Source organism: Sphingobium lactosutens (genome assembly GCF_013393185.1).
GTDB classification, from domain to species: domain Bacteria; phylum Pseudomonadota; class Alphaproteobacteria; order Sphingomonadales; family Sphingomonadaceae; genus Sphingobium; species Sphingobium lactosutens_A.
On sequence record NZ_QJQX01000084.1, the window covers coordinates 31711 to 58073 of the forward strand.

The window sequence follows — 26363 nt, forward strand, 5'->3', positions numbered from 1 at the left end:
AACGTCCGATGACCACATTGGCAGCGGCGGCCGCGGGGCTGCGCCTGCTCAGCCCCGATCGCCGCTTCGGCCATGTCGTCGCGGTGCGCGGTGCGCTGATCGAGGTGGAGGGGTTGGCCGGCGCGGCGCAGATCGGCTCGTGCGTCTCGCTGGATACGCAGGCGGGCCGGGTCGAGGCGGAAGTCACCGGCCTCGACCACGGCATCGCCCATTGCATGCCCTTCAGCGAGCCGCAGGGCATCGCGTCGGGCACCCGCGCCGACCTTGCCGCCAGCCAGTTCGGACTGCGCCCCAGCGCCGGCTGGCTCGGCCGCATGGTCGATGGGCTGGGCCGTCCGGTCGATGGCAAGGGCGCGCTGCCGCAGGGCGCGGACATGCGGCTTATCAAGGCATCGCCGCCGCCCGCCTCGGCGCGGGCGCGGGTGGGGGAGCGGCTGGGCACCGGCGTCCGTGCGCTCGATTTGTTCGCACCGCTCTGCCGGGGACAGCGCCTCGGTCTGTTCGCCGGATCGGGCGTCGGCAAGTCGGTGCTGCTGTCCATGCTGGCGCGTTGGACAGACTGTGACGTGGCGGTGATCGGCCTGATCGGCGAGCGCGGCCGCGAAGTGCAGGAGTTCGTGCAGGACGATCTCGGCGCGGAAGGTCTTGCCCGCAGCGTCGTGGTGGTCGCGACCTCGGACGAGCCGGCGCTGATGCGGCGGCAGGCGGCTTGGACCACGCTGACCATCGCCGAATATTTCCGCGATCAGGGGCTGAACGTCCTCTGCCTGATGGATTCGGTGACGCGCTTCGCCATGGCCCAGCGCGAGATCGGCCTTGCCAGCGGCGAACCGCCCGCGACCAAGGGCTATACGCCGACCGTCTTTGCCGAACTGCCGCGGATGCTGGAGCGCGCCGGACCGGGCCTGCCGGGGCAGGGCAGCATCACCGGCCTCTTCACCGTGCTGGTCGACGGCGACGATCATAATGAGCCGGTGGCGGACGCGGTGCGCGGCATATTGGACGGCCATGTCGTCATCACCCGCCAGATCGCCGAGCGCGGCCGCTATCCCGCGATCGACGTGCTGAAATCCGTGTCGCGAACCCTGCCCCACTGCCTGTCCGAGGAGGAAAATGCAGTGCGGCTGGCGGCGCGGCGCGAACTGTCGACCTTCCGCGACATGGAAGAGATGGTGCGGCTGGGCGCTTATCGCGCCGGCTCCAGTGCGGAGGTCGATCGCGCCGTGGCGATCGCGCCGCAGATCGAGGCTCTGCTGAAGCAGGGCAAGCAGGAGCGCGGCTTCGCGCAGGACAGTTTTACGGCGCTCGCGGCGCTATTGGAGACGACCGATGAAGACACCCTATGACACTGCGATGCGCGTGCAGCGCCGCGAGATCGACGCCATGGGCGTGGCCATCAACGTGCAGATCAACCTGCTGAACCAGATCGAGACGGCGCGCGACGAAGCGCACGCTAGCATCCAGCGCGAAGCCGATGTGGCGGCTGGCGACCTTGGCCTGTCCTCCCACGCCTATATGGAACGCATCCGCGCCGAACAGCAGCGGCTGAAGCGCGACGGCGCGGTGCAGAACGCCCGGCTCGACCAGATGCGCGGCAAGGCAGCGGCCGCCTATGGCGCATTCCGCGCGGTCGAGGTGGCGGCGGAAGGCTTCCGCGAAGACGCCAACCGGCGCAGCGCCAATGCCGAGCAGGCGGGGGTGGATGACAGTGCTGCGGTCGCTTTCCTGAAGTCGCGGCGGGCCTTGCGGGGCGGGCGATGATCGGCGCGACGGGGCTGCCTGCCCTGAGCGCCGCGCAGAAGGCGGAGGTCATCTACACGCAGGCGCGCAGCGAATTGACGAACCGGCTGTGGCGCGCGGCGCTGGGCGGCGAGGAAGATGGGACCAAGGCCATTGGCGGCGAAACGAAGCTGCCGATGAGCCTCGACGCGCTGTTGTCGCTGCTCGACGAGCGCAAGGGCGCGACGGCGCATGCTGCGCCACAGCCGCCTGTGCCCACGGTCGAGAAGGAAAGGAACGCTCCGGCGCGCTGGGACGGGCAAGGGCAGCAAGGGCAAGCCCCTGCCAATGGGCAGCGCGGTTATGGCCCCAATGCCGGCTATGCCGGGGCGTTGAGCGCGGCGGCGCAGCGCACCGGCCTGCCGGCAGCGGCGCTCGCGACCATCGTCCATGCCGAGGCGGCGAAGGGATCGGACGGACGCTGGCTTCCTTATTCACGCAACCCGCGGTCCAGTGCTGCCGGGCTGGGGCAGTTTCTGAGCGGCACCTGGCGCGGCGAGGCCGAGCGTGAAGGCACCTGGCTGAACGACGTTGCGCGACAGCAAGGGTGGCTCAACGACCATGGCAAGGTGAAGGGCGAGGATTGCGCCGCCCTGCTGGCATTGCGCTACAACCCCGAAGCCGCGATCCAGGCGACCGCCGATTATGCCAAGGCCAATCTGGACGCCTTGGGCCGGGCGGGCATCTCAATCGGCGAAAGCGCTCAGGCGATCGCCCAGGCCGCCTATCTGGGCCACCATCTGGGACGCGGCGATGCGATCCGATTTCTTAAAGGAGGGCTCGATCCAGACCGCGCCCGCACGCTGTTGAATGTGCAGGTCGGAGCCGCCAGTGCCGGGAAAAAAATTGCCGCCACCGGCAATGCGGCGGCCGCGCATCGCGCCTGGTTGCTTGATTTCATGGGCCGTAACATCCGTCCCGAGCGGTTCGACGCCTGATCCGCCGTCGCCTCGCGCAGGCGGCAAGAAATATAGGATTTAGGTAAAAATTAAATATAGGATTAGTGAGTCGTTAACCAGTGGCGACGAAAAAGGCTCCCGTCGAAGGGGGGCACGCGAGAGTCGCGATGCCGTGATCGAAGGACCGAACATGTCGAAGACCACCATTGCACTGGAAGCGGCCGTTGCCACGGTGAAGGCCAATCTGCCTGAGGACGGCCAGAAGCAGACCGCGCGTCAGCGGGCCGCCGTCGACAAGGCGTTCGCGCGCATCCTGACGCTCATCGCGCCGCGCATCCGCCACTTCATCCGCCAATATGGCCTGGTCGGTCATTGGGAGGATGCCGAGCAGGTCTGCTCCATCGCCGTGCATCGCGCGATCGAGGCCTATGACCCGGAAAAGGCCCAATTTACGACCTTCGTGAACTGGCAGATCCGGGGCGAATTGCAGAGCCTGCGCTTCCGCCTGATGACCGACCAGCGCCCCTCGGCGCGCAAGGTGGAGGCGACCACCGTCTCGATCGAGGCGATCAGCACCGGCGAGGATGGCGAGGATATCTCGGCCGTCGGGATGATCGAAGATGAGGAAGCGCTGTTCCGCACCGAAGCCGGCGCATCGGCTTATCTGGCGGAAGCGGCGACGATCACGCTGATCGACGGCTATATCGAACATCTGCGCAATGTGGCGCTCGACCGGATGCGTCGCCAGGCACGGCCCAAGCGTGCTGCCAAGGTCGCGGGCGAAATGCGGACATCGGTCTGGCGTGCCGACAATCTGGCCATCGATCCGGCCGAACTGGAAGAACTGGAAATGCGCCTGACGCATAATCGCGAAGTGATCGAACGCCGGCTGTTCGACATCACGACGCTGGATACGCTGGAAGGCGACACCGGCGTCAACAAGGAACGGGTGCGCCAGATCGCCAAGCGCGCGGCCAAGACCATGGCCGAACTTGCCGCGCAGGATCCGCGCTTCGCGCTCATGACCGATCATCGCGACTCTGTTCCCACACAGCCGACCATTCACTGACAAAATTATAGGATGATCGGCGAAGGTCCGAAAATTTCCTCCGGCGTGAGCGTCCGCCTCCACATCGACGTTCTATAAGGGATCATCATCCCTGGAGTTTCCGACATGCCCGATATTTTCCGGGCGACGCGCCGCAATGGCCGTCGCACGCCGTTCCTGCGCGCCCGCCGGTCCGTGGCCATGGGCCTGACTGCCCTTGCCCTGTCCGGTGCCCCGGCCATGGCGGGTACGGCCCTGCACGACGCCCTGGGCGCCCCGGACGAACTGACGATCAAGGGCATGGTCCGGTCGCGAGTGGAAGGAATTGACGGTCAGTTCCGGCCGAACATGGCGGAAAGCGACTTTCTCTGGTCGCTCAAGACCACGTTGCTGGTCGATTATGATGGCGGACCGCTCCGTATCGGCGGGGAATTGTGGGACGCGCGCGGCTATGGCGAGAAGCAGAGCAGTTCTGCCGGAACGAGCGAAATCAACGCGCTGGAATTGATTCAGGCCTATGTCGGTTTCGATGTCGCTCTGAGCGACAAGGCCAATGCGGCATTGACCGCTGGACGCTTCACCATGGATATCGGATCACGGCGCCTCGTGGGGCGGCAGACCTTCCGCAATACGACCAACGGCTTCACCGGCGCCAATCTGGTGGTGAACGGGAAGGGGGGCGATCGGCTGGTCCTTTTCTGGACGCTGCCGCAAATCCGCCTGCCGGAAGATCATGACGGCATTTTCGACAATGGCGTCAAATGGGACAAGGAAAGCAGCGCGCTGCAATTTTTCGGCGGCAGCCTGACCAAGGGCGGCGTTCTGGGCGGGACGCTGGAACTTTATGCCTATGGCCTGAAGGAAGAGGATAGGGCCGACCGGCTGACCCGGAACCGCAGGCTCTGGACGCCGGGCCTGCGCGCGTGGCGCAAGCCCAGGGCGGGGCAGGTCGATTATGATCTGGAAGCCGCCTATCAGTTCGGCAAGACCCGCGCGACCACCAGGGCCACTGACCTGACCGATATGAATGTGTCCGCCTGGCTGGTCCATGCGGAAGCGGGGCGCACCTGGCCAGCCAAATGGCAACCGCGTCTTTCCGTCGATTTCGATCTGGCGACCGGGGACAAGGGTAATGCGCGCAGCTACAACCGGTTCGACACCCTCTATGGCCCGCGCCGTTTCGACTTTGGCCCAACCGGTCTTTACGGGCCGGTGCATCGCTATAATGTCGTTTCCGGTGGCGTGAGGCTGGAGGCAAAGCCGGGTAAATCGTCCGACGTGATGGCGATGTATCGCGCGCTCTGGCTTGAATCCAAAGCCGACAGCTTCTCTGCCACGAACGTCAAGGACGGTGCCGGCGATTCCGGGCGTTTTGCCGGCCATCAGTTCGAAGCGCGCCTGCGCCGCTGGCTGATCCCCGATCTGCTGCGGGTAGACACGGGGCTTGCCTATCTGGTGAAGGGTCGCTTCCTGACCGACGCCGCCAATGCCCCGCGCACGGGCGACACGCGCTATGGCTATGTCGACCTCTATCTGGAGTTCTGATCTGCCGGTCAGCCGTCGGAATAGAGGCCGGCGGCAAAGGCGATGCCGAGTGCTTCGGAAAGGCTGCGGACGTTAAGCTTTTCCATCAGCTTTGCGCGATAGATCTCGATGGTTCGTGGGCTGATGCCAAGGTCATGGGCGATCACCTTGTTGGAATGGCCCTCCATCAGCCCGATCAGCACGTCGCGCTCCCGCAGGGAGAGCGAGTTGATCTTTGCCAGCGCCTGCGCCCGCCGCGTCACCGTGCGGTAGGACGCCGCCTGTTTGGCAAAGGCCATGTCGATGGTCTCCAGCAGACGCAGGTGGTTGCAGGGCTTCTCCAGAAAATCGAAGGCCCCCAGTTTCATCGCCTGCACCGCGGTGCCGACTTCACCCTCGCCGGTGAGTACGATGGTCTCGAAACGATCGGCAATGGGGGCGAGCGCCTCCAGCACGCCGATGCCCGTCGTGCCTGGCATGTGCAGGTCGAGCAGCAGGCAACCCGACCCCAGCCGGTCCGCCGCAGTCAGGAAGGCGTCGCCCGACGCAAAGCTGTGGATCCGGTGATCCGGCAGGATCGACAGAAGATGCACCAGCGATGTGCGGACGGAATTGTCGTCGTCCACGATGAAGATCTGTCGCGCCGTCATTCTGCTGCCTTCAATTCGCTGTCTCCCGGTTCGCGGTAGACCGGAAGCGTGAATTCGATGATCGCGCCCCCTTCCGGGCCATTGGCGAGCGTCAGCACGCCACCATGGCCTTCCACGATGCGCCGGCAGATGGACAGGCCCAGGCCCAGGCCATGGGGACGCGTCGACACAAAGGCTTCGAACGGCCGCCCGATGATGGGGGAGGGAAAGCCGGGGCCATTGTCCTTCAGGCGGATCAGCACATGGCCGTCCGGACGCTGGGTCGTGGAAATCATGATTTCCGGTTTCTCCGTCCTGCGCGCGGCGAAGGCCTCCAGCGCGTTGCCGATGATGTTCACCAGCACCTGCTGAATCTGAATGGGGTCGGCCAGCACATTGGGGTCAACCATGCTCGGCTGGTAATGGAGATTGACGCCTGCATGGCGCGATCCCGACCAGGCCAGTTGCAGGGCGTCGGCGATCAGTTCGTTGAGCGGGCAGGATCGAATGTCCAGTTCGCCTTTGGCGACAAAGGCGCGCATCCGCCGGATCATCTCTCCCGCGCGCAGCACTTCGAGATTAGCGAGGTCGATCAGTTCCCTGATCTGGTCCGCCGATGCATTCATGTCGAGCCGCATATGCGCCGCACCGAGGAAATTGGCGGTCGCGGTCAGCGGCTGGTTGAGCTCATGGGCCAGGCCAGCGCCCATTTCGCCCATGGTGCTGACGCGCGAGGCGTGCAGCAGTTGTTCCCGCAACTCGTTGAGGCGGGTTTGGGTCGCGATCTGTTCACGCAGGCTGCGGACGAACGCGATCGAAATATGCTCCCTGCCGATCCTGGTTTCGCCGACCACCAGTTCCAGGGGCATGGAATTGCCCTGCCGGTCCCGCCCGGCGGTGGTTTGTGGCGTCGATTCCCTGGGCGGCGGCATCCTGTCATCGGCGGCGGCGGGCTTCGCATAGTCGGGCAGGAGCGTGCGCACGTCGCGTCCCGTGATTTCTTCCGCCCGATAGCCGAACAGCTTTTCGGCCGCCGTGGAAAAGGACCGTACACGCCCCGCTTCATCGACCGTGATCATCGCTTCGGGTACGGTTTCTAGGATGGAGCGCAGTTCGAATTCGCGCGCCTTCAGCATTTCGGTTCGTTGTTCGCGTTCCGTCGCGTCCATGATGATGCCCAGCATGGACAGGCCCTGGTCGCCGGGCGGTTCGTGAAAGAAAATGGAGCCTTCGACGATCAGGGGCTGATCCGCGTTCATGGAACAGAGGCGGAAGGCGCGGCGCTGGAGACTGGCCGACAAGGATTCTTCCGAAAGGATGTCGATGCCGAAATGAGCGCGGATATGACTGCGCCACGCCTCCATTCCGCCGGAAAAATCTTCAGCCGGAAGCTGGAAAAGTCGTTTTGCATGTTGTGAAAATTCGATTTTGTCGGTCGATTGCTGCCATTCGAACAGGCCCAGTTCATGTAGATCGGCGGCAAAGGTGAGGCGAGCCTCGCTGGCCAGCATGGCTTGCTCTGCGCGCTGCCGTTCGGTGATGTCTGTCATGGACAGAACGATCATCGGTGCGATGTCCGGCCGGGGCTGCACGATCTCACGGGATTCGAGGATGCGCAGCCTCGTTCCGTTGCGGCGGCGTTCCGTAATCTCGGCCTCCTGAGCCGTATGCGGCGCCAATGGGCGCTTAGGGCCTTGGGGAATGAGGGCATCGGTAAGTTGATGCTTGCGCTGTCCCTGCGCTTCCTTCGCGGTCCAGCCGTAAAGGCGCTCGCACCCCTTGGACCAGCGAATGATACGGCCATTTATATCGGTAATGGCGATCGGAGCAGAGTCGATGGCGGTGCTGAACGCCCAGCGCGCGGTGCTTTCACGGCCGATCCGAACCCAGGCCCAGGCGACGATCGCGCAGGAAATGCTGACCTGCATTGCAGCCTGGATGATTTCGGCCATTTCCCGCGTCAACTGGCCGTTCTTATAGATCCATAGCTGCCACAGCGCCGATGTGACGGGCAGCAGAATGCAGGGAGCCAACATCCACTGCAATGTTCGGCTGTTGATGCCGCAGCAGGGATTGCCCGGCCAGGCGACATGGCGACGCTGCGCAATCAGGGCGACTGCGATGGCAATCAATGTCGATGCGGTCGGCACCGACATCAAGGTGCGTCGCGTCGTGCTTTCCATCGAACTGACGCCCAGCGGCAGCAGCGTGCCGGATATGACCGCAACGGACAAGGCGAGGCAGCCAAGCATCGTGACGAACCGTTTCAGGCTGTCGTAGCGGGATGTCGCTGCCAGCGATGCCAGAGTGAGGAGGAATGTCGCGATGGCGGGCATCAGGCCCGGCCTGCCCGGATAGATGCGGGACTGGCCCAGAATATGGTCGGGAAACAGCCATCGGTCCATCGCCATGGGGGCGTCCACCCATTCCAGGATCAGGGTCGCCAGCGAAATGACCAGGGGCAGGATGGCTATGAGACGTGCGGCAGATAGGCGGCCGGTCGCACCGCTGAAAACGGACAGGCTAAGACCGATGCAGGCCACCGCAGTCCAGGGTTGCATGAAAATCTCGTTGCGGCCGAAGCCTGCGATCTCCAGGCTATTTGTAAACCAGCCCATCAGGACGGCCACGCACATGATCAGCGCCGCGGCGATCAGGGCGGGGACGGCCGGGGCCATCCGGACAGATGGAGTCCCGCCGGCGCTTCGAGACGGCGGTATCAAAAACTGCATTCCCACTCACAATTGCTGTCATGGCACAGTAATCTGCCAGGACGGCGCGCATGGAATGATTGGCCCGAATTGTAAATATTTCCGACAGTTTGAAATGCCCCCATGGAAGGGGGAAGTGAGATAGATGTCTGAATAAAATCTATAAAAATATAGTTACGATATCGTAACTATATCAAGCTGGCTTTCCATTTTCATGGGAAAGTCCCTCGATGATGGCGCGATTGACCAGGATCAGGGCATCGACGGTCTCGCGTCCGCGCACGACATCGGACGTGTAGCGTTCGACCCAGATGGCAATGGAGATGATGCGGGCGCGCAAATCTTCGGGCAGCTGATTTTCGGGCGATGCACACAGGTTGGAAAAGAGGGTCCATGCACTGCGGTTGCGATGCAAGGCGGGCATCAGCCTGACGCCGGACAGGCCTGCGTCGCGCGCGGCGATCATCTCGGACGTGATCTGGCTCATCAGGCGATATTCGTTGCCCCTGGGGGTCGCGCCGATTTCCTGCGCGCGGCGATAGGCATTGACTGACATGAAATGGTCCCCGGCATGTTTGTCCCCCCATAATAGGATGAAAAATCGCCGGGCGGTCGCAGGCGGCACCGATCTGTGAGGCCAGGAAGGTGAGCGCTTGAAAAAGATGCGCGGTTGCACGGTGGTCCCGACAATCTTCCTATAATCAGTCCATCGGCCTCGGCCACTCATCTCAAATGGACTGATCCATGCTCAATGCCATTGGCCTAGTCGTCATCCTGCTGTGCGTGTTCGGCAGCTTCCTGATGTCGGGTGGCAATCTCGGCGTCATCCTTCATGCGCTGCCGCACGAGATGATCGCCATCGCCGGCGCAGCGGTCGGCGCCTTCATCCTTGGCAATTCGTTGAGCACGGTGAAGAAGGCGTGGAAAGGCACCATGCGCGTCTTCAAGGGGGTGCGCTGGACCGAGGCGGACTTTCGCGACCTTCTGGCGCTGCTCTACACGTTGCTCTCGACCTTCCGGAAGGACGGCGCCAACGCGATCGAAAAGCATCTCGACGAGCCGGAGGAGAGCAGCATTTTCAGCCGCTATCCCAAGCTGTTGCAGGACAAGGGGCTGATCGAATTCATCTGCGACTATCTGCGCATGATGACGGTCAATTTCGAGGATCCTCACCAGCTTGCCGAGGCCATGGAAGGAGATATCGAACGCCACCATGCTGAGGAATTGCTGCCCCAGCATGCGATCCAGATGATGGCCGACGGCCTGCCCGCGCTGGGCATCGTCGCGGCGGTGCTGGGCGTCATCAAGACGATGAGTTCGATCGACCAGCCGACCGAGGTACTGGGCGCGATGATCGGCGGCGCGCTGGTCGGCACCTTCCTGGGCGTGCTGCTCGCTTATTGCCTGGTCGGGCCGATCGCCTCGAAGCTGCAACAGATCATCGATGCCGACTTCAAGCCCTATCTGATCGTCAAGACTGCGATCATCGGCCACGCCCAGGGGCAGCCGACCCAGGTTGCGATCGAACTGGCGCGGCGCATGACACCATCCGCCTATGCCCCCTCATTCGCGCAGCTCGAAAGCGCGCTCGAAGATGTGAAGGACCAGCTCAATGCAAAGCCTGCCTGAAGACCGGTCGCTGATCCTGCCGCCGCATGGCACGACCGTAACCGCCGAGGATCTGCGCGTCCGTTTGGTGCTCGCCAGCGATTTCGATGGCGTGATGGAAGTCGATGCCGGCGCCGTCGAAAGCGTCGGGCAGGCCGTGCTGCAACTGCTGGTCGCCGCCAAGGTCGAGGCTGACGCGCAGGGCCAGAGCTTCGCCATTTGCAATCCCAGTCCCGCCTTTGTCGACCGTGTGGCCGCCTGCGGGCTGGCGCCGGCCATCGGCCTTTCCGTGGAAAAGGACATTCTTTCGTGAGCAAATTGATCCTGACCGTCGATGATTCCGCCTCCATGCGGATGCTGCTCAAGGCATCGCTGACCGCGCAGGGCTTCAAGATCGAAAGCGCCGATGACGGCCAGCATGGCCTGGAGCGGATGCATGAGGTGAAGCCCGACCTGCTGATCACCGACATCAACATGCCCAGGATGGACGGTTTCGAGCTGATCGAGGCGGTTCGCGCCGTGCCGGAGTTTCGCGGCACGCCGATCCTGGTTCTGTCGACCGAATTTTCCGACGACAAAAAAGCGCGCGCGCGTGAGGCCGGGGCCACCGGCTGGATCACCAAGCCGTTCGACGCGACCAAGCTGGGGGCGGCAATCCGCCGCGTGTGCCCATGAGCGATGAACTTGACGAAATCCAGGCGATCTTCTTCGAGGAATGCACTGAAGGACTGACGATCGCCGAGGAAGGCCTGTCCGCCATGGCGGCGGGCGATGTATCGGCCGATGTGATTGCGGGTGTCTTCCGCGCCGTCCATTCGATCAAGGGCGGGTCGGGCGCGTTCGGCCATGGCGCGTTGCAGGCCTTCTCGCATCGCTTTGAAAATGTGCTGGACGAGGTGCGCGCGGGGCATATCCCGCCGACCGCCGATGTGACGCGCATCATGCTGGGCGCCTTCGACCTGTTGTCCGATCATGTCGCGGCGGCGCAGAGCGGATCGGCCTTCCCGGACGACGCTGCCATGCTGGAACAGCTCGACGCGATCCTTGCGAGCAAGGGCGCGGCAATCGAGGATAGCATTCCGGCGCCGGTCGCGGAGGCGGATGAATTCGGTTTTACCCCGGTCGCGGCCGTGGTCGAGGATTTCGATTCCTTCGGCTTCGAGCCGGTGATGGTCGATCTGGACGATCTGGCCCCCGCAGAGCCCGCGGGCTGGACGGTGCGCTTCGGCCCGTCGCGCGGTGCCATGGCCAATGGTGCGGAGCCGATGCTGGTGATCCGCGAGCTGGAGGATATGGGCGGCCAGGTCATGGGCGTCGATATCAGCCGCCTGCCGGGGCTGCGCGATCTCGACCCGGAGGATGGCTATCTGATCTGGACCATCGTCCTGCCCGCCACGGTTGACGAGCAGGCAATCCGCGACTGTTTCGACTTCGTTGCGCCGGATTCGCTGATCGAGATTGGCCGGGCGGAGCTGTCGGCCGTCGCTCCTGTCGCTGATGCGACTATGCCCATCGCCATGCCGGTCATTGAGGAAGTGGAACGCCCGGCGCTGACGCTGGTGGCGGACAATATCGCGCCGGCGGTCGAGAAGGCGAAGGCCGACGTACCGGGGCAGACGATCCGCGTCGATCTGGGCAAGCTGGACCAGCTGCTGAACCTTGTCGGTGAACTGGTGATCCGGGGATCGATCCTGTCGGACCGGCTGTCGCCTACCGATCAGGAGCGGGTCGAGTTGCCCGAACTGTCGCGCCTGACACGCCAGATTCAGGACAATGTCATGTCGCTGCGCGCGCAGCCGATCCGCCAGGCATTTTCCCGCGTGCCGCGCATGTTGCGCGACCTGATGGCCGAAACCGGCAAGCAGGTATCGCTGGAAACGACCGGCGAGATGACCGAGGTCGACAAGGGCGTGATCGAGAAGATCGGCGATCCGCTGACCCACATGATTCGCAACGCCGTCGATCACGGCATCGAAAGCCCCGAGGAGCGCATCGCCGCCGGCAAGCCGGCCGAAGGGACGATCCGCCTGTCCGCCGAGCAGAAAGGCGCGCGCATCGTCGTGCGCATTGCCGACGATGGGCGCGGCATCAATCGGGAGCGGGTAAGGGCCAAGGCGGTGGAACGGGGCATCATCGCCGCCGATGCCCAGCTTTCGGACGAGGATATCGACAGCCTGATCTGCGCGCCGGGCTTCTCGACGGCGGAGACCATTTCCAACATTTCGGGCAGGGGCGTCGGCATGGACGTTGTGCGTTCCAATGTGGAGGCGCTGGGCGGCCGTCTGGAAATTCACTCGGTGCCCGGGGAGGGGACGACCTTCTCTATGGCGCTGCCGCTGACGCTGGCGATCCTGGACGGCATGATCGTGCGGCTCGGCAAGCAGCGTTATGTCCTGCCGCTGACGAACGTGATCGAAACGGTCCAGCCCGCACCCGGTCAGGTGCAGGCGACATCGCCTACATCCGAGGTGATCGAGCTGCGCGGCAACTATCTGCCCGTGCGACGGGTAGGCGAGATGTTCGGCCTCAGCGACCATCGCAAGCCCGAGGAATCTCTTGTCATCATCGTCGAGAGCGAGGCGGCGGGCCATGTCGGGTTGATGGTCGACACCATCGATAACCGGCGGGAAGTCGTCATCAAGAGCCTGGAGGACAATCTCCATCCCATTCGCGGCCTTGGCGGCGCCACGGTGCTGGGCGATGGCTCCATCGCCCTGATCCTCGACATTGATGCGCTGGTCGTCGCGACCGGCTTCAAATCTGCCCTGAAAGGAATGGCTGCATGAGCAAGACGCAAGAAACCGAAGGCGAAGAGCGCAAGATCGTGACCTTCACCCTGGGCAACCAGATGTTCGGCATCGACATGCGCGCGCTGATCGAAATCCGCGAATGGGACGAACCCACGCCGCTGCCCAGCGTCCCCAGCTATGTGAAGGGCGTCACCAATCTACGCGGCGCGGTGGTGCCGGTGGTCGGCCTGGCCGAGCGTCTGGGCTGGGCGCCCAGCGTGCTGCACTCGCGTTCCTGCATCCTCGTGGTCGCGATCGGCCAGCGGCAGGCGGGCTTCCTGGTCGATGAGGTGGCGGATATCGTCGTCATCGACAGCGCCGACATTCAGCCGGCACCCGATGTCGAGGTGAGCGAACAAAGCGCGATCGCGGGTCTGGTCCGCATCGAACGCCGCACTTCGGATGCGAGCCATTCCGAAACCATGGTGCTGTTGCTCGATCTCGACGCGCTCAGCCTGACGCGCCATATCATGGAACTCGCCGCGTGAAACAGGCCGTCGCCATCAGCGGCGACGGTGCTGGAGCCGGGTCGCCGCTCGCCGCGCAGGGCGAGCTGACCACCGCCCAGTTCCGCGAGATCGCCGCGATCATGCAGCAGGACGCGCGCATCCATTTGGTGGAAGCGAAGATGACGCTGGTCCATTCGCGCCTCAGCCGCCGGTTGCGCGAAAATGGGCTGACGCGCTTCGCGGATTATCTGGCGCTGGTGCGCGACAATGCGCAGGAACGCGGGGCGATGGTGGTCGCGCTGACCACCAACCACACCCATTTCTTCCGCGAAGGCCATCATTTCGATCATTTGCGCGACCAGGTGCTGCCCGGCCTTCAGGCGCGGGCGCGCGCCGGACAAAAGGTGCGCATCTGGTCGGCCGGCTGTTCCAGCGGCGAGGAAGTCTATTCCATCGCCATGACGCTGGCTGGCGAAAGCGCATCGAGCGCCGCCTGGCTGAAGCAGGGCGATGTGCGCCTGCTGGCGACCGACATTGCGCCCCATGTGGTGCAGGCGGTCAGCGACGCGCGCTATTCGACCGGCACGATTCAGCCGATCCCGGCTCCCTACCGCCAGCACTGGCTGCGACAGGAGGGCGCGGACAGCCATGTCGTGTCGGACGCCCTGCGATCGCTGGTGACGGCGCGGGTACTCAACCTGTTCGAATCCTGGCCGATGCGACAGACCTATGACGCGATTTTCTGCCGTAACGTCATGATTTATTTCGACGATAAGGCGAAGGCGGAGCTGGAGGCGCGTTTCGTGGAGATGCTCGCGCCCGGCGGGACGCTCTATATCGGGCATAGCGAAAGGCTGATCGGGCCGGCGGCTGCGCTGATGGAGCCGGCTGGCCAGACCATTTATGTGCGAAGGGGAGGCGCGCGATGAGCGAGACGACCCGCGTCCTGATCGTCGACGACAGCCCGTCGATGCGCGCGATGCTGACGAAATTGCTGAGCAGCGACCCGGCGATCGAGGTGATCGGCGCTGCGCCCGAACCCCATGCCGCGCGTGAGATGATCAAGACGCTGAACCCCGATGTGGTGACGCTGGATATCGAAATGCCGGGGATGGACGGTCTGTCCTTCCTGGAAAAGATCATGCGCTTGCGGCCGATGCCGGTCATCATGTGTTCCACGCTGACGGCGCGTGGCGCTGAGGCGACGATCGAGGCGCTGCGCCTGGGCGCGGTCGACTGCATCGCCAAGCCATCGGGCAATGCGCAGGAAATGGCGCAGCATGGCGCACTGTTGCGCAAGATGGTGAAGGCTGCCGCGCGATCCTCGGTTCGCCGCGCGCCGGCGCCGCCGGCCCAGCTGGCATCGTCGGGCAAGCTCCGCGACGTGGTGATCGCCATCGGCGCGTCCACCGGCGGGGTCGAGGCGCTCTTTTCGCTGATCGGCGCGTTGCCGCCCGATTGCCCCCCGGTTCTGGTGGTCCAGCATATGCCTGCCGCCTTCACCAGCGGCTTTGCTGTCCGCATGGATCGCGACTGCCGCGTCAAGGTGGTGGAAGCGGCCCATGGCATGACCCTGCAGCGCGGCACGGTCTACATCGCGCCGGGCGGGGAGCGGCACATGGAACTGGTCGGCGGCAGCAGCGGGCGCATACGCCTTCTGCCCGCTGATCCGGTATCGGGGCATCGGCCTTCGGTGGACATGCTGTTCCGCTCGGTCGCGCCGCTGGGGTCGCGCGGGGTTGGGGTGATCCTGACCGGCATGGGCAGCGACGGCGCGATGGGCCTGCGGGCCATGCGCGACGCCGGCGCCCGCACGCTGGGCCAGAGCCGCGAAAGCTGCGTCGTTTACGGAATGCCACGCGCCGCCTTCGAGCTGGGCGCGGTGGAAAAGGAAGTGACTTTGTCGGCCATGCCCGAGGCGATCCTCGGTCTGTGTCGGCTTTAAATTGGGATAGGGTTCATGCCGGCAGCGTCTGCAATAAAGGTAATGGTGGTCGACGATCAGACGAGCATGCGCGCGATGATCCGCCGCACGCTCCAGGATCTGGGGTTCAAGGATATTCGCGACAAGGCCGGGCCGGTCGAGGCGCTGGCCGCGATCAAGGCGGATCGCGTTCATCTGATCATCTCGGACTATAATATGCCCGACATGGATGGGCTTCAGTTCCTGGAAGCGGTGCGCGCCGATCCGGTCATCGGCAAGACGGTGTTCATCATGCTCACCGGTTCAGCCGACAAGGAAGTCGTGCAGAAGGCCGCGGCGCTGGGCGTCAACAATTATGTCGTAAAGCCCTTCGCGCCTGCCGCGCTCAAGGAGAAGATCGAGCGCGTCTTCGGCGAGTTGGCCTGACGCCCATGCGCCGCGTGTCCATCGTCCAGGGCGAATTTCATGTCGTGTCGGAACCGGATGTCGTCATCACGACGCTACTCGGTTCCTGCGTCGCCGCCTGCCTGCAGGATCCGGTCGCGCGGGTCGGCGGCATGAACCATTTCCTGCTGGGCGAGCCGGGTGCGGATGCACCGGTCGGCCCGGCAGATATGCAGCGTTATGGCGTGCATGCGATGGAACTGCTGATCAACGCGATGATGCAGCGAGGCGCGCAGCGATCGCGCCTGCGTGGTCATCTCTATGGCGGCGCCAATATCATCGCGGGGTTGGGCGGCATCGGCAGCAGCAATGCCGCCTTTGCTCGCAATTTCATGGAAACCGAGGGCATCGCCATCGGGCGCTGCGAACTGGGCGGGGTCCAGGCGCGCAAGGTCGAATATATGCCCTTCGAGGGGCGGGTCCGATCGACCAGCGTCGCCGAAGCGCCGCTGCTGCCCCGCAAGGTCCGGCCCGCGCCGGCGCTCGCTGTGGCGGGCGATGTCGAGCTATTTTGAGAAACCGGGGGAAGACATGACAAGGCCGGGGGACATGACCAGGGACGTCGCTTTGTGCGCCGCACTGGCGCAGGAAATGCGCGTGACGCGCGGGCTGGTGGAGGAATTGGCGGCCGTATTGGTCGCCGACGAGCGTTTCGCCATGGATTATCTGGACCAGCTTCAGGCGTTCGACCTGATCGTCCAGCATGTCGATGAAAGCGCGATTTTGCTCGATCGCGTGGCGACGGGGCAGGATCTGGACAGCGCGGTCGACGGTGTCCGGCTGGCGGTGGTGCAGCAGCGGCTGCGCAGCGCGCTGGCCTGAAACGGGGAAATGGCATCATGAGCAGCGGCGGCGACGAACCGACCATCATCATCCGCAAGGTCAAAAAGGCGAAGCATGGCGGCCATCATGGCGGGGCCTGGAAAGTCGCCTATGCCGACTTCGTGACGGCGATGATGGCCTTCTTCATGCTGCTGTGGCTGCTTTCCAATCCGGACAAGGCGCAGTTGAAGGGGCTGGCGGACTATTTCTCGCCCGTATCCGCGAAGGATTCGCCCGCCACGACATTGACCTCTCTTCCCGGCTCGCAGCCGGGGCTGGGCGGCCATGCACGCCATGCGCAGGCGGCCGACAAGGATCCGGTCGGCGAGCCTTCGGCCGAATCGGGCGTCAAGGGCGCGGCGCGCGGCGGCACGGCGGAGGTGCCGGAAGCGGCGCTGCGTGTCCTCGCCGAGGAAATGCGCCTGTCGATCGAGCCGGCGATCACCCCGATCGACGCCAAGCGCAATGTCGACATCGAACAGAGCCGCGAAGGGCTGCGCATCCATCTGGTCGACAGCGCCAAACGGTCCATGTTCCGGGGCAGCACTGCACAGCTCAACGATTTCGCGCGCGAGATGCTGACGAGAGTCGCGCGGAAGCTGGCCGGAACCAGGGCGCAGATCGCGATCGAGGGGCATACCGACAGCACCGGCGGGCAAAGCGACGCCAACTGGCTGCTGTCCGCGCAGCGGGCGCTGGCGGCGCGATCCGCCATGGTCGCGGCCGGGCTGACGCCCGATCGCTTCGGCGAGGTGGTGGCGAAGGCGGGGAGCGAACCCGTCTATCCCGATCGTCCCGACCTGCCGGAAAATCGCCGCATCACCATCGTCGTCATGGCCGAACCATCGGCGCTGCCGCGCGATGCCAGCTTCAAATTCTGATGGAACATGGTGGATGAAGAAATTGTTGGGAGCATTGTTCGCCCTTGCATCGGGCGTCGGTGTCGGCGGTGCGAGCGCCTATGGTGTCGGGATGATGTATCCCGATGGTACACAGGGGATGGAAAATATAACAGAATTTGTTCCTACCGGCACGATGATGGCTCCGCTAGTCTTTGCGGACGGACGTCTGTCCGGCTATGTATCCTTTGAAGTCCAGCTCGAAGTCTTGAAGGGCGAAGGAGAAAATGTGAAGGCCAGACTTCCCCTGCTGCTCAACGCCGTCAACATGCGGACCTATCGGACGCCGTTGGCGAGTGGCCGGGACGGCCTGATCCCCAGCCTCGACGCCTTTCGCAAACTGGTGGTCGATGCGGCCAGGGAAACCTATGGCCCGGACATCGTGCGCGGCGCGGCGGTGACGCAGGCATCGCCGGTCTAGGAAAGGAAGATAGGTGATATTGGTCGAACACTCTGGAAATGGTCCCGATACGGCGCCTGACCGCCCGCATGCACCGCGTGAATCCCGCGTCACCACCCTGTTGCTGATCGGCAAGATGCGGAGCCAGCATGGAGAATCGCTCTGCCGTATCCGGAACCTGTCGAGCGGTGGCCTCATGGCGGAGGTCCATGTGCCGCTGACCGAGGGGGATATTGTCGAGATCGAACTGAAGGCTGGTGACAGGCTGTCCGGGGAAGTTCGCTGGATTATGGCTGGCCGCATGGGCATCGCCTTCGACGCGCCGGTGGAGGTGGGAACTCTGCTGGCACGGGCCGCCGCGCGCAGCAGCGAGCAGGGGCTGGTGCGTGCCCCCCGTTTCGCAGCGGAATGTCCGGTCGACTTGCGCGGCGACGGCCGGCGCCATGTCGGGCGACTGGTGAACCTGTCGCAAGGCGGGGCGCGGCTGCATGTGGATATGGAATTGGAGCGGGATCAGTTGCTGACGCTCAGCATAGCCGGCCTGCCCGATCGCATGGGGGGCATCCGCTGGGCGCGCGACGGCGCGCTGGGCCTGGCCTTTGTGGAGCCGCTGTCCTTCGACGAACTGGGCGTCTGGCTCGCGCAGAGAAATATGCGGTCTTAAAAAAGGCCCGGCAGCGATGCCGGACTTTGGGGAATGTCATCCTGGGGCGCCAAAACTCTTGACGAGCGACCCCGCTATCAGGGCCCAGCCATCGACCAATACAAAGAAGATGATCTTCATCGGCAGGGATATCGTCGCGGGCGGCAGCATCATCATGCCCATGGCCATCAGCACGGCCGCCACGGCAAGGTCGATGACCAGGAAAGGCAGCAGCAACAGGAAGCCGATTTCGAACGCGCGACGCAATTCGGAAATCATGAAGGCGGGCATCAGCGTCGTCATCGGCAATTCGGCGCGATTTGGGGCGGGCTTGCCCGAAAGCTGTACGAACAGGCCGATATCCTCGTCGCGTACATGCTTCAGCATGAAGCTGTGAAAAGGCTTGCTGCCCTGTTCCAGCGCCTGCGTTTCCGTGATCCGCCCTTCATTATAGGGAACCATCGCCTGCTTCCACGCAGCGTCGAAGGTCGGCCCCATCACGAAGAAGGACAGGAACAGCGCCAGGCTGATGACCACGGGATTGGGCGGCACGCCCTGCACGCCCAGTCCCGAACGCAGCAGCGAGAGCGCCACGACGATGCGGGTGAAGGAGGTGATGGTCATAAGGATGCCGGGCGCGAGGCTGAGCACCGTCAGCATCAGCACCATCTGGATTGCGCGGCCGGAAAGCGATCCGTCTCCGCTGCCGGGCAGCATATCCTTGGCCAGCGCCGCCTGCGGCAGGGCCAGTATCATTGTGGTCGCGGCGATGGCGCTACCGATCAACAGGCCTTTACGCATGGTCTTTATTCCCCTCCAAGACCAGCAGCCCTTCCGGCGCGATCAGCAGCATATGTTCGCGCCCATCCTTGCGGATCAGCGCGACCGAGCGGCGTGGATCGAGCGCCAGCCGCTCGACCAGTTCCATGCGGCGCGCCGCGCCCTGGCGCGCGAAGCCGGTGAGGAATTTCTGCGGCAGGCGGATCTCATGGCGGCGCACGACCCAAAGGCCGCCCGCGAGTATGCCCAGCACCACCCCCAGCGCGCCGATCATGCGCAGCAGCGACAATATATCCATGGGTCGATCAGCTCTTGCGCTGGATGACGCGGGTGATTTCCAGCGACATATGTTCGCCGTCGACCAGTATCTTGCCCTCGGCTACCAGTTCGTTGTTCACATAGACGCGCGTGGGATCATTATGATCGCAATCGAGCGGGATCATCGCGCCGCGGCTCATTTTCAGCACCTGGCGGATGGGCAGGTCGGTGGAACCAAGTACGATCGACAGATCGATGGGAATGCCTTCAAGGACCGACATAAGGGTCTCCTTTCAGCTTTGTTATAGGAATAATTTTATAGGATCATGTTCGGCGACCGGCAAAAATTGCCTATAAGGTTCCTGTCTGCCTCACGCAGTCAGGAGCATAGGAAAATGGACCTGGATTCATCCATCGGCGTGTCGGCTTCCGGCCTGCGCGCCCAGTCGCTTCGGATGCGGGTGATCGCCGAAAATCTGGCGAACTCGGATTCCGTCGCAACCAAGCCGGGGGGCGACCCCTACAGGCGGCGCGTCGCCACCTTCAAGAGCGAGGTCGACCGCGCCACCGGCGCGACGACCGTCACCGTGAAGTCGATCGAGGGCGACAAGAGCCAGTTCCAGCGCGTCTATGAACCGGGGAATCCGGCCGCCGACGCCAGCGGCTATGTCCAGCGCCCCAACGTCAACAGCCTCATCGAAACCGCCGACATGAAGGCGGCGCAACGATCCTATGAGGCCAATCTCAACGCCATCGAATCCGCGCGCGGCATGACCATGCGGACGATCGATCTGCTGAAATAAAGGAAAATATATGGCAATCGGAACCTTAGACGCGGCCGCCGCCTATGGTCGCTCGCTCAAGACCCTTGCGCCCGCGATCGGCGAAAGTACCGCCGCGACCGAGCAGCATGCGGGCGGTGGCAACAGTTTCGGATCGATGATCGAGACGATGGTCAGCGACGCCGCCGGATCGCTGCGCACCGCCGAAGCGGAAAGCGCCAAGCAGGTGGCGGGGAAGGGCGACATGATCGACGTTGTCACCGCCATCGGCGCCGCCGAAACGGCGCTGGATACGGTCGTGGCCGTGCGGGACCGTGTGGTCAGCGCCTATTCCGAAATCATGCGGATGCAGATTTAATTCTCCTCTCCTCCGTTCGCGCTGAGCCTGTCGAAGCCCTGCATTTTCTTCTGATGAGAAGTGTAGACCCCTTCGACTGCCTGTGAAGGCAGGCGCTCAGGACAGGCTTCGACAGGCTCAGGGCGAACGGGGAAGGACAAGCTTTCTCCCATCATCACAAAGGAACAGACCATGGCCTCCACGGACGCCATCGAAATCGCCCGCGCCGCGCTGATGCTGGTGCTGACCATTGCCGGCCCGATGTTGATCGCCGCGCTGATCGTCGGCGTGGCCATCGGTCTGCTCCAGGCGCTGACGCAGGTGCAGGAAATGACGCTGACCTTCGTGCCCAAGCTGGTGGTGCTGGGTATCGTCCTGCTGCTCAGCCTGCCGATGATCGGTCAGGCGCTGGCGGTCTTCATGGACCGCATCGCCGACGCGATCGCCCACGGATAGCGGTATGGACCAGATCCCCATCGACGCGGCGACCTTCCTCATCCTCTTTGCGCGGGTGGGCGCGGTATTGATGCTGCTTCCCGCTTTTTCCGAAGAAAGCGTGCCCGCGCAAATCCGGCTGATGGCGGCGCTGGGCTTTTCCATCGGCCTCTATGGCCTGCTCGGTCCGAAGATCACGCCTGCCGCCCATGCTGAGGCCGCGTTGCCGATGATCGTCATCGCCGAAATGCTGGTCGGCATCGCCATGGGCATGATCGTGAAAATGCTTTTCAGCGCCGCCGCCATGGCCGGTTCCATCGCCTCCATGCAGATCGGCCTAGCCTCCGCGCTCGTGGCCGATCCATCGCTGGGCGGCCAGTCGCCACTACTTGCGCGGCTAATCGGCCTTGCGGCGCTGATCGTCTGCATGAGTGTTGGCGTCCACCATCTCTGGATCGCCTCGATCGTCAACAGCTATGCCCTGTTCCCGGTCGGCGGGCTGCCGCAAGCGCAGGATTTCGCGATGCTCGCCGTGCGCGTGCTGGGGCAGGCGACCAGTCTCGGCGTCAGCCTGGCCGCGCCGTTGATCCTCTATGGCGCGATCTTCAACCTGGGCCTTGGCCTTGCCGCCCGCGTGGCCCCGGCGATCCAGGTCTTCTTCATCACCCAGCCGCTCAACCTGATGCTTGGCCTGTCGCTGCTGGCGATGGTCGCTGGCACGATGCTGACCGGCTTTGCCGCCGCCATGACCGATTTCATGGCCAGCGGCTGGAACATCTGACCCATGGCTGAGGCCGACAAGGATCAGCGCACCCACGCGCCGACGCAAAAGCGACTGGACGACGCCCGCAAGAAGGGCGAAGTCGCCCTCTCGCCGGAAATGCGCCACGCCACGATGATGACCGGCGCGACCATCGTGATTGGCTGGGTCGGCCTGTCGGCCCTGTCGGGATTGGGGACGATGCTCACCCGCCTCTGGGGCAGCGCCGACGATTTTCGCCTCGACAGCCATGGCGCTCGCGACCTGACGGCAGGGATCATGAGCCATGTTGCGCTCAGCCTGGCGCCTGTCATGGGCGTGCTGTTCGCCTGCGCGCTGGCGACATTGTTCCTGCAAGGACGGGTGACGCTGAACTGGTCGCGGGTTTCGCCCAAATGGTCGAAGCTCAATCCAATGTCCGGCTTCAAGCGCCTGCTGGGAACCCGGGCGCTGGTGGAATTCGCCAAGACGCTCGCCAAGTTCAGCGCGATCGCGACAGTGGTTTTCCTGGTTCTGCGGCCGCGCTTCGGTGGCCTGGACCAACTTGTGGGCTACACCCCCGGCGCGGTTGGCATGGCGGCCGGTCGCATGGCGTTCGAGGCGATCCGCGCCGTCGCCCTGCTGGTGGTGCTGCTCGCCATTGTGGATTTCATCTACCAGAACCGCGCTTTCATAAAGAAGATGCGCATGACGCTTCAGGAACTGAAGGACGAGCATAAGCAGAGCGAGGGCGATCCCAAGATCAAGGCGAAAATCCGCCAGATCCAGATGCAGCGCGCTCGCCGCCGCATGATGGCCGCCGTGCCCGAAGCCAGCGTCATCATCACCAATCCGACCCATTATGCCGTGGCGCTCAAATATGACCATGGCGCCATGGCCGCGCCGGTCGTGGTAGCGAAGGGTGTGGACGCCGTGGCGCTGCGCATTCGCGAAGTGGCAAAGGGGGCGAATATTCCCATCGTCGAGGCGCCGCCGCTCGCCCGCGCCCTCTATGGGTCGGTCGAGATCGACCGACCCATTCCGATAGATCATTATGCCGCCGTGGCCGAAATCATCGGCTATGTCATGCGGCTAGCCAGGCAGGGGCGCCGTGCAGGCTAGGCGCGTAAATTGCCCGCGCCTAGCACCCCGCTTTCCTTCTCCATCATCCTATAAGGACTAAGATGAAGACGCTCATGAGATCGCCGATCCTGACCTTTGCTGCGCTGAGCGCGGCGCTGGCGCCGGTCCCGGCGCAGGCCGGTCCTACACCCCGCATCAAGGACATTGTCGATGTCCAGAATGTGCGGCCCAACCAACTGGTCGGTTACGGCCTGGTCGTCGGCCTGCAAGGCACGGGCGACCGCATTCGCAACATCCCCTTCACCGAGGAGACGTTGCAGGCGATGCTGGAGCGGATGGGTGTCAATATTCGTGGCACGCAGATGCTGACCCAGAATGTCGCGGCCGTCTCCGTAACGGCGACCATGCCGCCCTTTGCCCGCGCCGGATCGACCGTCGATGTGCAGGTATCCGCGCTGGGCGATGCCACCAGTCTTCAGGGCGGGACGCTGCTTGTGTCTTCCCTCCGCGCGCTCGATGGAGAGATCTATGCGGTGGCGCAGGGGCCGGTGGCAGTGTCGGGCTTCAAGGCGCAGGGTGCTGCCGCGCGCCTCAGCCGGGGCGTCACCACCACCGCCCGGATTGCCGGCGGCGGGATTATCGAGCGGGAAGTGCCCTTCGCGCTCAAGTCCGCCACCAGTCTCAAGCTGGCGCTAAAGAACCCCGATTTCACCACGGCCGACCGGATCGCCGGCACCATCAACCGTCAGTTGCCCGGCACCGCCGAGGTGCTGGACCCGGCGACCGTCGAAATTCATCCTGCGGGCGGTTTCGCCGGAACGGTGGTCGACCTCGTCACGCGGGTCGAGAATATGACCGTGGAGGTCGACCAGCCCGCGCGTATCGTCATCAACGAAGCCGCCGGCACGGTCGTCATGGGGGCCGATGTCCGCATCAGTCCAGTCGCGATCGCGCAGGGCGGCCTTACCATCAGCGTCAGCGAAAATCCGGTCGCTTCGCAGCCCGGACCATTTTCCAATGGCGAGACGGTGACGCTTCCCCGTACCCAGATCACGGCGGACGATGGCAATGGCGCATCGCTCGCCATGCTGGGCGGCGGGGCTTCGCTCCAGTCGCTGGTGTCGGGATTGAATGCGCTGGGTGTCAGCCCGCGCGACCTGATCACCATCCTTCAGGCGCTGCGCAGCGCGGGTGCGCTGCAGGCCGAAATCGCGGTGCAATAAAATGGCGGATCCAACCAATCTCCCTTTGTCTACGTCGCCGGCCATGCCCCGCACCAACAGCGGCGCAGCTAAGGTCGCGCGCGAGTTCGAAGGGGTCTTCGCAGGCCAGATCGCCAAGATCATGATGGAATCGGCCGAGATGGACGGTGATTTCACCGGCGGTTCGGGCGAGAGCATGTTTCGCGGCATCCTGGCGGAGCAGATCGGCAACCAGATCGCGCAGGGGCGCGGACTTGGCCTGGCCGCGGCGGTGGAGGCCCAGATTATCCGCATGCAGGGAGGACAATAGGATGCCCAATGAAATGATCGACATCATGACCTCTCTGACGGCGCTGATGAATGAGGAGACGCAGCGCCTGCGCGGGCAGGAGCGCGTGCTGGATCTGGCTCAGCTGGCAGCGGCCAAGGCGCGGCTCGTCGCGAGGCTGGAGGAAATGCTGGCGCGCCGCAATCGCCATCATCCCCAATGGGCCGATCAGATGGACGTCGACACGCGGGAGCGGCTGACCGAATGCCTGGCCGACCTGCGGACGGCGTCGGCGACCAATGCCAGCATATTGGAACGCCAGATCGACCTGTCGATGGAGATGATGACCGCTATCGCCAATGAAGCCCGGCGACTGGCGGGCAACCGCGCCTATACCTATGGCGCGCGCGGCGACCTCGCAAAAATGGACCTGGCGACGCCCATATCCTTCAACACGGAATATTGAAGGTTCATGTCAGGGGGAAAAGGGCGCGGCATCGACCGCGCCCTTTTTGTTTCGATGCTCTCCGGCATCAGGCGGGGAGGTCGAGAAGCGAGGCCTTTGCGACGGTGACGGGTGCCGGGCGGCCGAAATAATAGCCTTGCCCAAAGGTGCAATCCAGATCGCGCAGGAACTGCGCTTGCTCCGGCGTCTCTATGCCCTCGGCGGTGACGGGCATGGACAGGCTGCGACCCAGATCGACCACGGCCTTCACCAGCTTCCGGCCGGCTTCCCGGTTCAACGACTGGATCAAGGTGCGGTCGATCTTGAGATGATCGATCTCGAGATTGCACAGGCGGCTGAGGCTGGCATAGCCTGTGCCGAAATCATCGAGCGCGACGCGGATCCCGGTATTGCGCAGCGAACGGATGGTTTCCTGAGCGCTGGCCAGATTATGGATCAGCGCGCTTTCCGTGATTTCAACGATCAGCCGCCCCGGCGCCAGCCCGGACGCGAAGAGAATCTGGAGCAGCATCACCGCATTATCCGGATCGCAGAGCTGTGATGGCGATATGTTGATCGAAACGGTGAAGTGGGGCGGCCAGTTGCGCGCATCCCGGCAGACCTGCCGCAGCAGCATGAACAGCATGTCGCGGTCCAGCCCCATATCGTCTGCAATCGGCAGGAAGCGGTCCGGGCCGATCAGTCCCTGTCGTGGATGATGCCATCGCACCAGCGCCTCGAACCCCTTGGGCTGGCCGCTGTCGAGCCGCACGATGGGCTGATAATAGGGTAGTATCTCGCCCCGCATCATGCTGGACCGCAGATCATTTTCGAGTTCGGCGCGATTGCCGAGATCGATGAACATGTCGGGAGAAAAGCGGCCGACCGTATCACCGCCGGCTTGCCGTGCATGGGACAGGGCGACCGACGCGGCATGGAGCAGGTCGTCGGCCGATCGGCCTGGCCCATCCTCCGTCACCAGGCCGATGGATGTGGTGAGGTGGATGACATGCTGGCCCATATGGATGGGTTCGCCGATGACTTGCTGGACCTGCTGGGCGAAGCCGACGGCGACATCCTCGTCCTGCTCCGCAAAAGGAAGCAGGCAGACAAATTCGTCCGCGGCCAGATGCAGCGTCCGGGCTGCATGCATCCGGCCCAGCCGATCATGCGCCACGATGCTCAATACCGCATCGCCCTTGGCCGGCCCGCACAGGTCGTTGACGAGCTTGAAACGGTCAAGGTCGATCAGCAGCAGCGCCAGGCGAGCGGTAGGGCACATGGTCCCGCGAATATCGTCGATGGCACGTTGCAGCCGCTGCCGCGGCGACAACCCGCTCAATCCGTCGAGGACGTGTGAGGCGGGATTGCGCGACACGCGTTCCAGCGCGGACTTGATGAAGCCGGAAATGGACATAGGTCGATCACCCTCCAATTCCCATTATAGAGAATGGAAGGGCGATCGA

Annotated in this window: 33 protein-coding genes; 26 read left to right on the forward strand and 7 right to left on the reverse strand. The window is 63.9% G+C overall.

The window, feature by feature from the left end; translation table 11 throughout:
- Positions 1 to 8 precede the first annotated feature (8 nt).
- From fliI to DM806_RS25320, 5 genes are all read left to right on the forward strand, one after another.
- Positions 9 to 1346, forward strand: coding sequence for a flagellar protein export ATPase FliI (fliI, locus tag DM806_RS25300; RefSeq protein ID WP_179045920.1), 1338 nt, complete (start codon positions 9 to 11; stop codon positions 1344 to 1346).
- On the forward strand, positions 1330 to 1761 hold the full coding sequence (locus DM806_RS25305) for a hypothetical protein (RefSeq protein ID WP_179045921.1): 432 nt from the start codon (positions 1330 to 1332) through the stop codon (positions 1759 to 1761). Before fliI ends, DM806_RS25305 begins: the two co-directional genes overlap by 17 nt.
- Positions 1758 to 2717 carry a peptidoglycan-binding protein gene (locus DM806_RS25310; RefSeq protein ID WP_179045922.1) on the forward strand — a complete coding sequence of 320 codons (960 nt, stop codon included), beginning with the start codon at positions 1758 to 1760 and terminating at the stop codon, positions 2715 to 2717. Before DM806_RS25305 ends, DM806_RS25310 begins: the two co-directional genes overlap by 4 nt.
- Positions 2718 to 2868: 151 nt before the next feature.
- Positions 2869 to 3747, forward strand: coding sequence for a sigma factor (locus DM806_RS25315; protein ID WP_179045923.1), 879 nt, complete (start codon positions 2869 to 2871; stop codon positions 3745 to 3747).
- Positions 3748 to 3852: 105 nt separating this feature from the next.
- Positions 3853 to 5271: an alginate export family protein gene (locus DM806_RS25320; protein WP_179045924.1), complete on the forward strand. Its 1419-nt coding sequence runs from the start codon at positions 3853 to 3855 to the stop codon at positions 5269 to 5271.
- Positions 5272 to 5279: 8 nt separating this feature from the next.
- Here DM806_RS25320 and DM806_RS25325 read toward each other — a convergent pair whose 3' ends face one another.
- The 3 genes from DM806_RS25325 to flaF form a co-directional block, all read right to left on the reverse strand.
- Complete coding sequence (locus tag DM806_RS25325; RefSeq protein ID WP_179045925.1) at positions 5280 to 5900, reverse strand: response regulator transcription factor; 621 nt, start codon at positions 5898 to 5900, stop codon at positions 5280 to 5282.
- On the reverse strand, positions 5897 to 8557 hold the full coding sequence (locus DM806_RS25330) for a PAS domain-containing sensor histidine kinase (protein ID WP_179045926.1): 2661 nt from the start codon (positions 8555 to 8557) through the stop codon (positions 5897 to 5899). Before DM806_RS25330 ends, DM806_RS25325 begins: the two co-directional genes overlap by 4 nt.
- Before the next feature lie 226 nt (positions 8558 to 8783).
- Positions 8784 to 9146 (reverse strand): flagellar biosynthesis regulator FlaF, encoded by a 363-nt coding sequence (flaF, locus tag DM806_RS25335; protein ID WP_179045927.1) that lies wholly within the window; start codon positions 9144 to 9146, stop codon positions 8784 to 8786.
- A gap of 188 nt (positions 9147 to 9334) precedes the next feature.
- Between flaF and motA the strand changes: the two genes are divergently transcribed.
- Genes motA through DM806_RS25400 form a run of 13 tightly spaced genes read left to right on the forward strand, consistent with a single transcriptional unit; the run spans position 9335 to position 18589 of the window.
- Positions 9335 to 10219: a flagellar motor stator protein MotA gene (motA, locus tag DM806_RS25340; RefSeq protein ID WP_179045928.1), complete on the forward strand. Its 885-nt coding sequence runs from the start codon at positions 9335 to 9337 to the stop codon at positions 10217 to 10219.
- The gene (locus tag DM806_RS25345; protein WP_179045929.1) at positions 10203 to 10511 is read left to right on the forward strand and encodes an STAS domain-containing protein; all 309 of its coding nucleotides are present in this window, start codon (positions 10203 to 10205) and stop codon (positions 10509 to 10511) included. Before motA ends, DM806_RS25345 begins: the two co-directional genes overlap by 17 nt.
- On the forward strand, positions 10508 to 10873 hold the full coding sequence (locus DM806_RS25350; protein ID WP_179045930.1) for a response regulator: 366 nt from the start codon (positions 10508 to 10510) through the stop codon (positions 10871 to 10873). Before DM806_RS25345 ends, DM806_RS25350 begins: the two co-directional genes overlap by 4 nt.
- Positions 10870 to 12984 carry a chemotaxis protein CheA gene (locus tag DM806_RS25355; RefSeq protein ID WP_179045931.1) on the forward strand — a complete coding sequence of 705 codons (2115 nt, stop codon included), beginning with the start codon at positions 10870 to 10872 and terminating at the stop codon, positions 12982 to 12984. The genes DM806_RS25350 and DM806_RS25355 overlap by 4 nt, the downstream gene beginning before the upstream one ends.
- Positions 12981 to 13475: a chemotaxis protein CheW gene (locus DM806_RS25360; RefSeq protein WP_179045932.1), complete on the forward strand. Its 495-nt coding sequence runs from the start codon at positions 12981 to 12983 to the stop codon at positions 13473 to 13475. Before DM806_RS25355 ends, DM806_RS25360 begins: the two co-directional genes overlap by 4 nt.
- Entirely contained in the window at positions 13472 to 14365 is an 894-nt protein-coding gene (locus DM806_RS25365) for a CheR family methyltransferase (protein ID WP_179045933.1), read from the forward strand. Before DM806_RS25360 ends, DM806_RS25365 begins: the two co-directional genes overlap by 4 nt.
- Positions 14362 to 15381: a protein-glutamate methylesterase/protein-glutamine glutaminase gene (locus DM806_RS25370; protein WP_179045934.1), complete on the forward strand. Its 1020-nt coding sequence runs from the start codon at positions 14362 to 14364 to the stop codon at positions 15379 to 15381. Before DM806_RS25365 ends, DM806_RS25370 begins: the two co-directional genes overlap by 4 nt.
- Before the next feature lie 15 nt (positions 15382 to 15396).
- Complete coding sequence (locus DM806_RS25375) at positions 15397 to 15786, forward strand: response regulator (protein ID WP_179045935.1); 390 nt, start codon at positions 15397 to 15399, stop codon at positions 15784 to 15786.
- 5 nt (positions 15787 to 15791) lie between these two features.
- Positions 15792 to 16319: a chemotaxis protein CheD gene (locus DM806_RS25380; RefSeq protein ID WP_179045936.1), complete on the forward strand. Its 528-nt coding sequence runs from the start codon at positions 15792 to 15794 to the stop codon at positions 16317 to 16319.
- Between the two features lie 34 nt (positions 16320 to 16353).
- Positions 16354 to 16626: a hypothetical protein gene (locus DM806_RS25385; RefSeq protein ID WP_256869493.1), complete on the forward strand. Its 273-nt coding sequence runs from the start codon at positions 16354 to 16356 to the stop codon at positions 16624 to 16626.
- Between the two features lie 17 nt (positions 16627 to 16643).
- Entirely contained in the window at positions 16644 to 17507 is an 864-nt protein-coding gene (locus DM806_RS25390) for a flagellar motor protein MotB (RefSeq protein WP_179045938.1), read from the forward strand.
- Positions 17508 to 17520: 13 nt separating this feature from the next.
- A complete protein-coding gene (locus DM806_RS25395; protein WP_179045939.1) occupies positions 17521 to 17946 on the forward strand; it encodes a hypothetical protein in 426 nt (141 codons plus the stop codon).
- A gap of 13 nt (positions 17947 to 17959) precedes the next feature.
- Entirely contained in the window at positions 17960 to 18589 is a 630-nt protein-coding gene (locus tag DM806_RS25400) for a PilZ domain-containing protein (protein ID WP_179045940.1), read from the forward strand.
- A gap of 36 nt (positions 18590 to 18625) precedes the next feature.
- On the opposite strand, the gene fliP is transcribed toward DM806_RS25400, so the two are convergent.
- Genes fliP through DM806_RS25415 form a run of 3 tightly spaced genes read right to left on the reverse strand, consistent with a single transcriptional unit; the run spans position 18626 to position 19887 of the window.
- Positions 18626 to 19369, reverse strand: coding sequence for a flagellar type III secretion system pore protein FliP (gene fliP / locus DM806_RS25405; protein WP_179045941.1), 744 nt, complete (start codon positions 19367 to 19369; stop codon positions 18626 to 18628).
- Complete coding sequence (locus DM806_RS25410; RefSeq protein WP_179045942.1) at positions 19362 to 19646, reverse strand: flagellar biosynthetic protein FliO; 285 nt, start codon at positions 19644 to 19646, stop codon at positions 19362 to 19364. Before DM806_RS25410 ends, fliP begins: the two co-directional genes overlap by 8 nt.
- A gap of 7 nt (positions 19647 to 19653) precedes the next feature.
- Positions 19654 to 19887 carry a FliM/FliN family flagellar motor switch protein gene (locus tag DM806_RS25415; protein WP_066863417.1) on the reverse strand — a complete coding sequence of 78 codons (234 nt, stop codon included), beginning with the start codon at positions 19885 to 19887 and terminating at the stop codon, positions 19654 to 19656.
- Between the two features lie 114 nt (positions 19888 to 20001).
- Between DM806_RS25415 and flgC the strand changes: the two genes are divergently transcribed.
- From flgC to DM806_RS25455, 8 genes are all read left to right on the forward strand, one after another.
- On the forward strand, positions 20002 to 20409 hold the full coding sequence (gene flgC, locus DM806_RS25420; RefSeq protein WP_179045943.1) for a flagellar basal body rod protein FlgC: 408 nt from the start codon (positions 20002 to 20004) through the stop codon (positions 20407 to 20409).
- Between the two features lie 10 nt (positions 20410 to 20419).
- Complete coding sequence (locus DM806_RS25425; RefSeq protein ID WP_179045944.1) at positions 20420 to 20746, forward strand: flagellar hook-basal body complex protein FliE; 327 nt, start codon at positions 20420 to 20422, stop codon at positions 20744 to 20746.
- A gap of 171 nt (positions 20747 to 20917) precedes the next feature.
- On the forward strand, positions 20918 to 21181 hold the full coding sequence (locus DM806_RS25430) for a flagellar biosynthetic protein FliQ (RefSeq protein WP_179045945.1): 264 nt from the start codon (positions 20918 to 20920) through the stop codon (positions 21179 to 21181).
- 4 nt (positions 21182 to 21185) lie between these two features.
- Positions 21186 to 21941: a flagellar biosynthetic protein FliR gene (fliR, locus tag DM806_RS25435; protein WP_179045946.1), complete on the forward strand. Its 756-nt coding sequence runs from the start codon at positions 21186 to 21188 to the stop codon at positions 21939 to 21941.
- Between the two features lie 3 nt (positions 21942 to 21944).
- A complete protein-coding gene (gene flhB / locus DM806_RS25440) occupies positions 21945 to 23021 on the forward strand; it encodes a flagellar biosynthesis protein FlhB (RefSeq protein ID WP_179045947.1) in 1077 nt (358 codons plus the stop codon).
- 62 nt (positions 23022 to 23083) lie between these two features.
- Positions 23084 to 24205 carry a flagellar basal body P-ring protein FlgI gene (locus DM806_RS25445; RefSeq protein WP_179045948.1) on the forward strand — a complete coding sequence of 374 codons (1122 nt, stop codon included), beginning with the start codon at positions 23084 to 23086 and terminating at the stop codon, positions 24203 to 24205.
- A gap of 1 nt (position 24206) precedes the next feature.
- The gene (locus DM806_RS25450) at positions 24207 to 24494 is read left to right on the forward strand and encodes a rod-binding protein (RefSeq protein WP_179045949.1); all 288 of its coding nucleotides are present in this window, start codon (positions 24207 to 24209) and stop codon (positions 24492 to 24494) included.
- 1 nt (position 24495) lies between these two features.
- On the forward strand, positions 24496 to 24918 hold the full coding sequence (locus tag DM806_RS25455; protein ID WP_179045950.1) for a flagellar biosynthesis protein FlgN: 423 nt from the start codon (positions 24496 to 24498) through the stop codon (positions 24916 to 24918).
- A 67-nt stretch (positions 24919 to 24985) separates the two neighbouring features.
- Here DM806_RS25455 and DM806_RS25460 read toward each other — a convergent pair whose 3' ends face one another.
- Positions 24986 to 26314, reverse strand: a complete 1329-nt coding sequence (locus tag DM806_RS25460; RefSeq protein WP_179045951.1) for a putative bifunctional diguanylate cyclase/phosphodiesterase — start codon at positions 26312 to 26314, stop codon at positions 24986 to 24988.
- Positions 26315 to 26363: the final 49 nt, after the last annotated feature.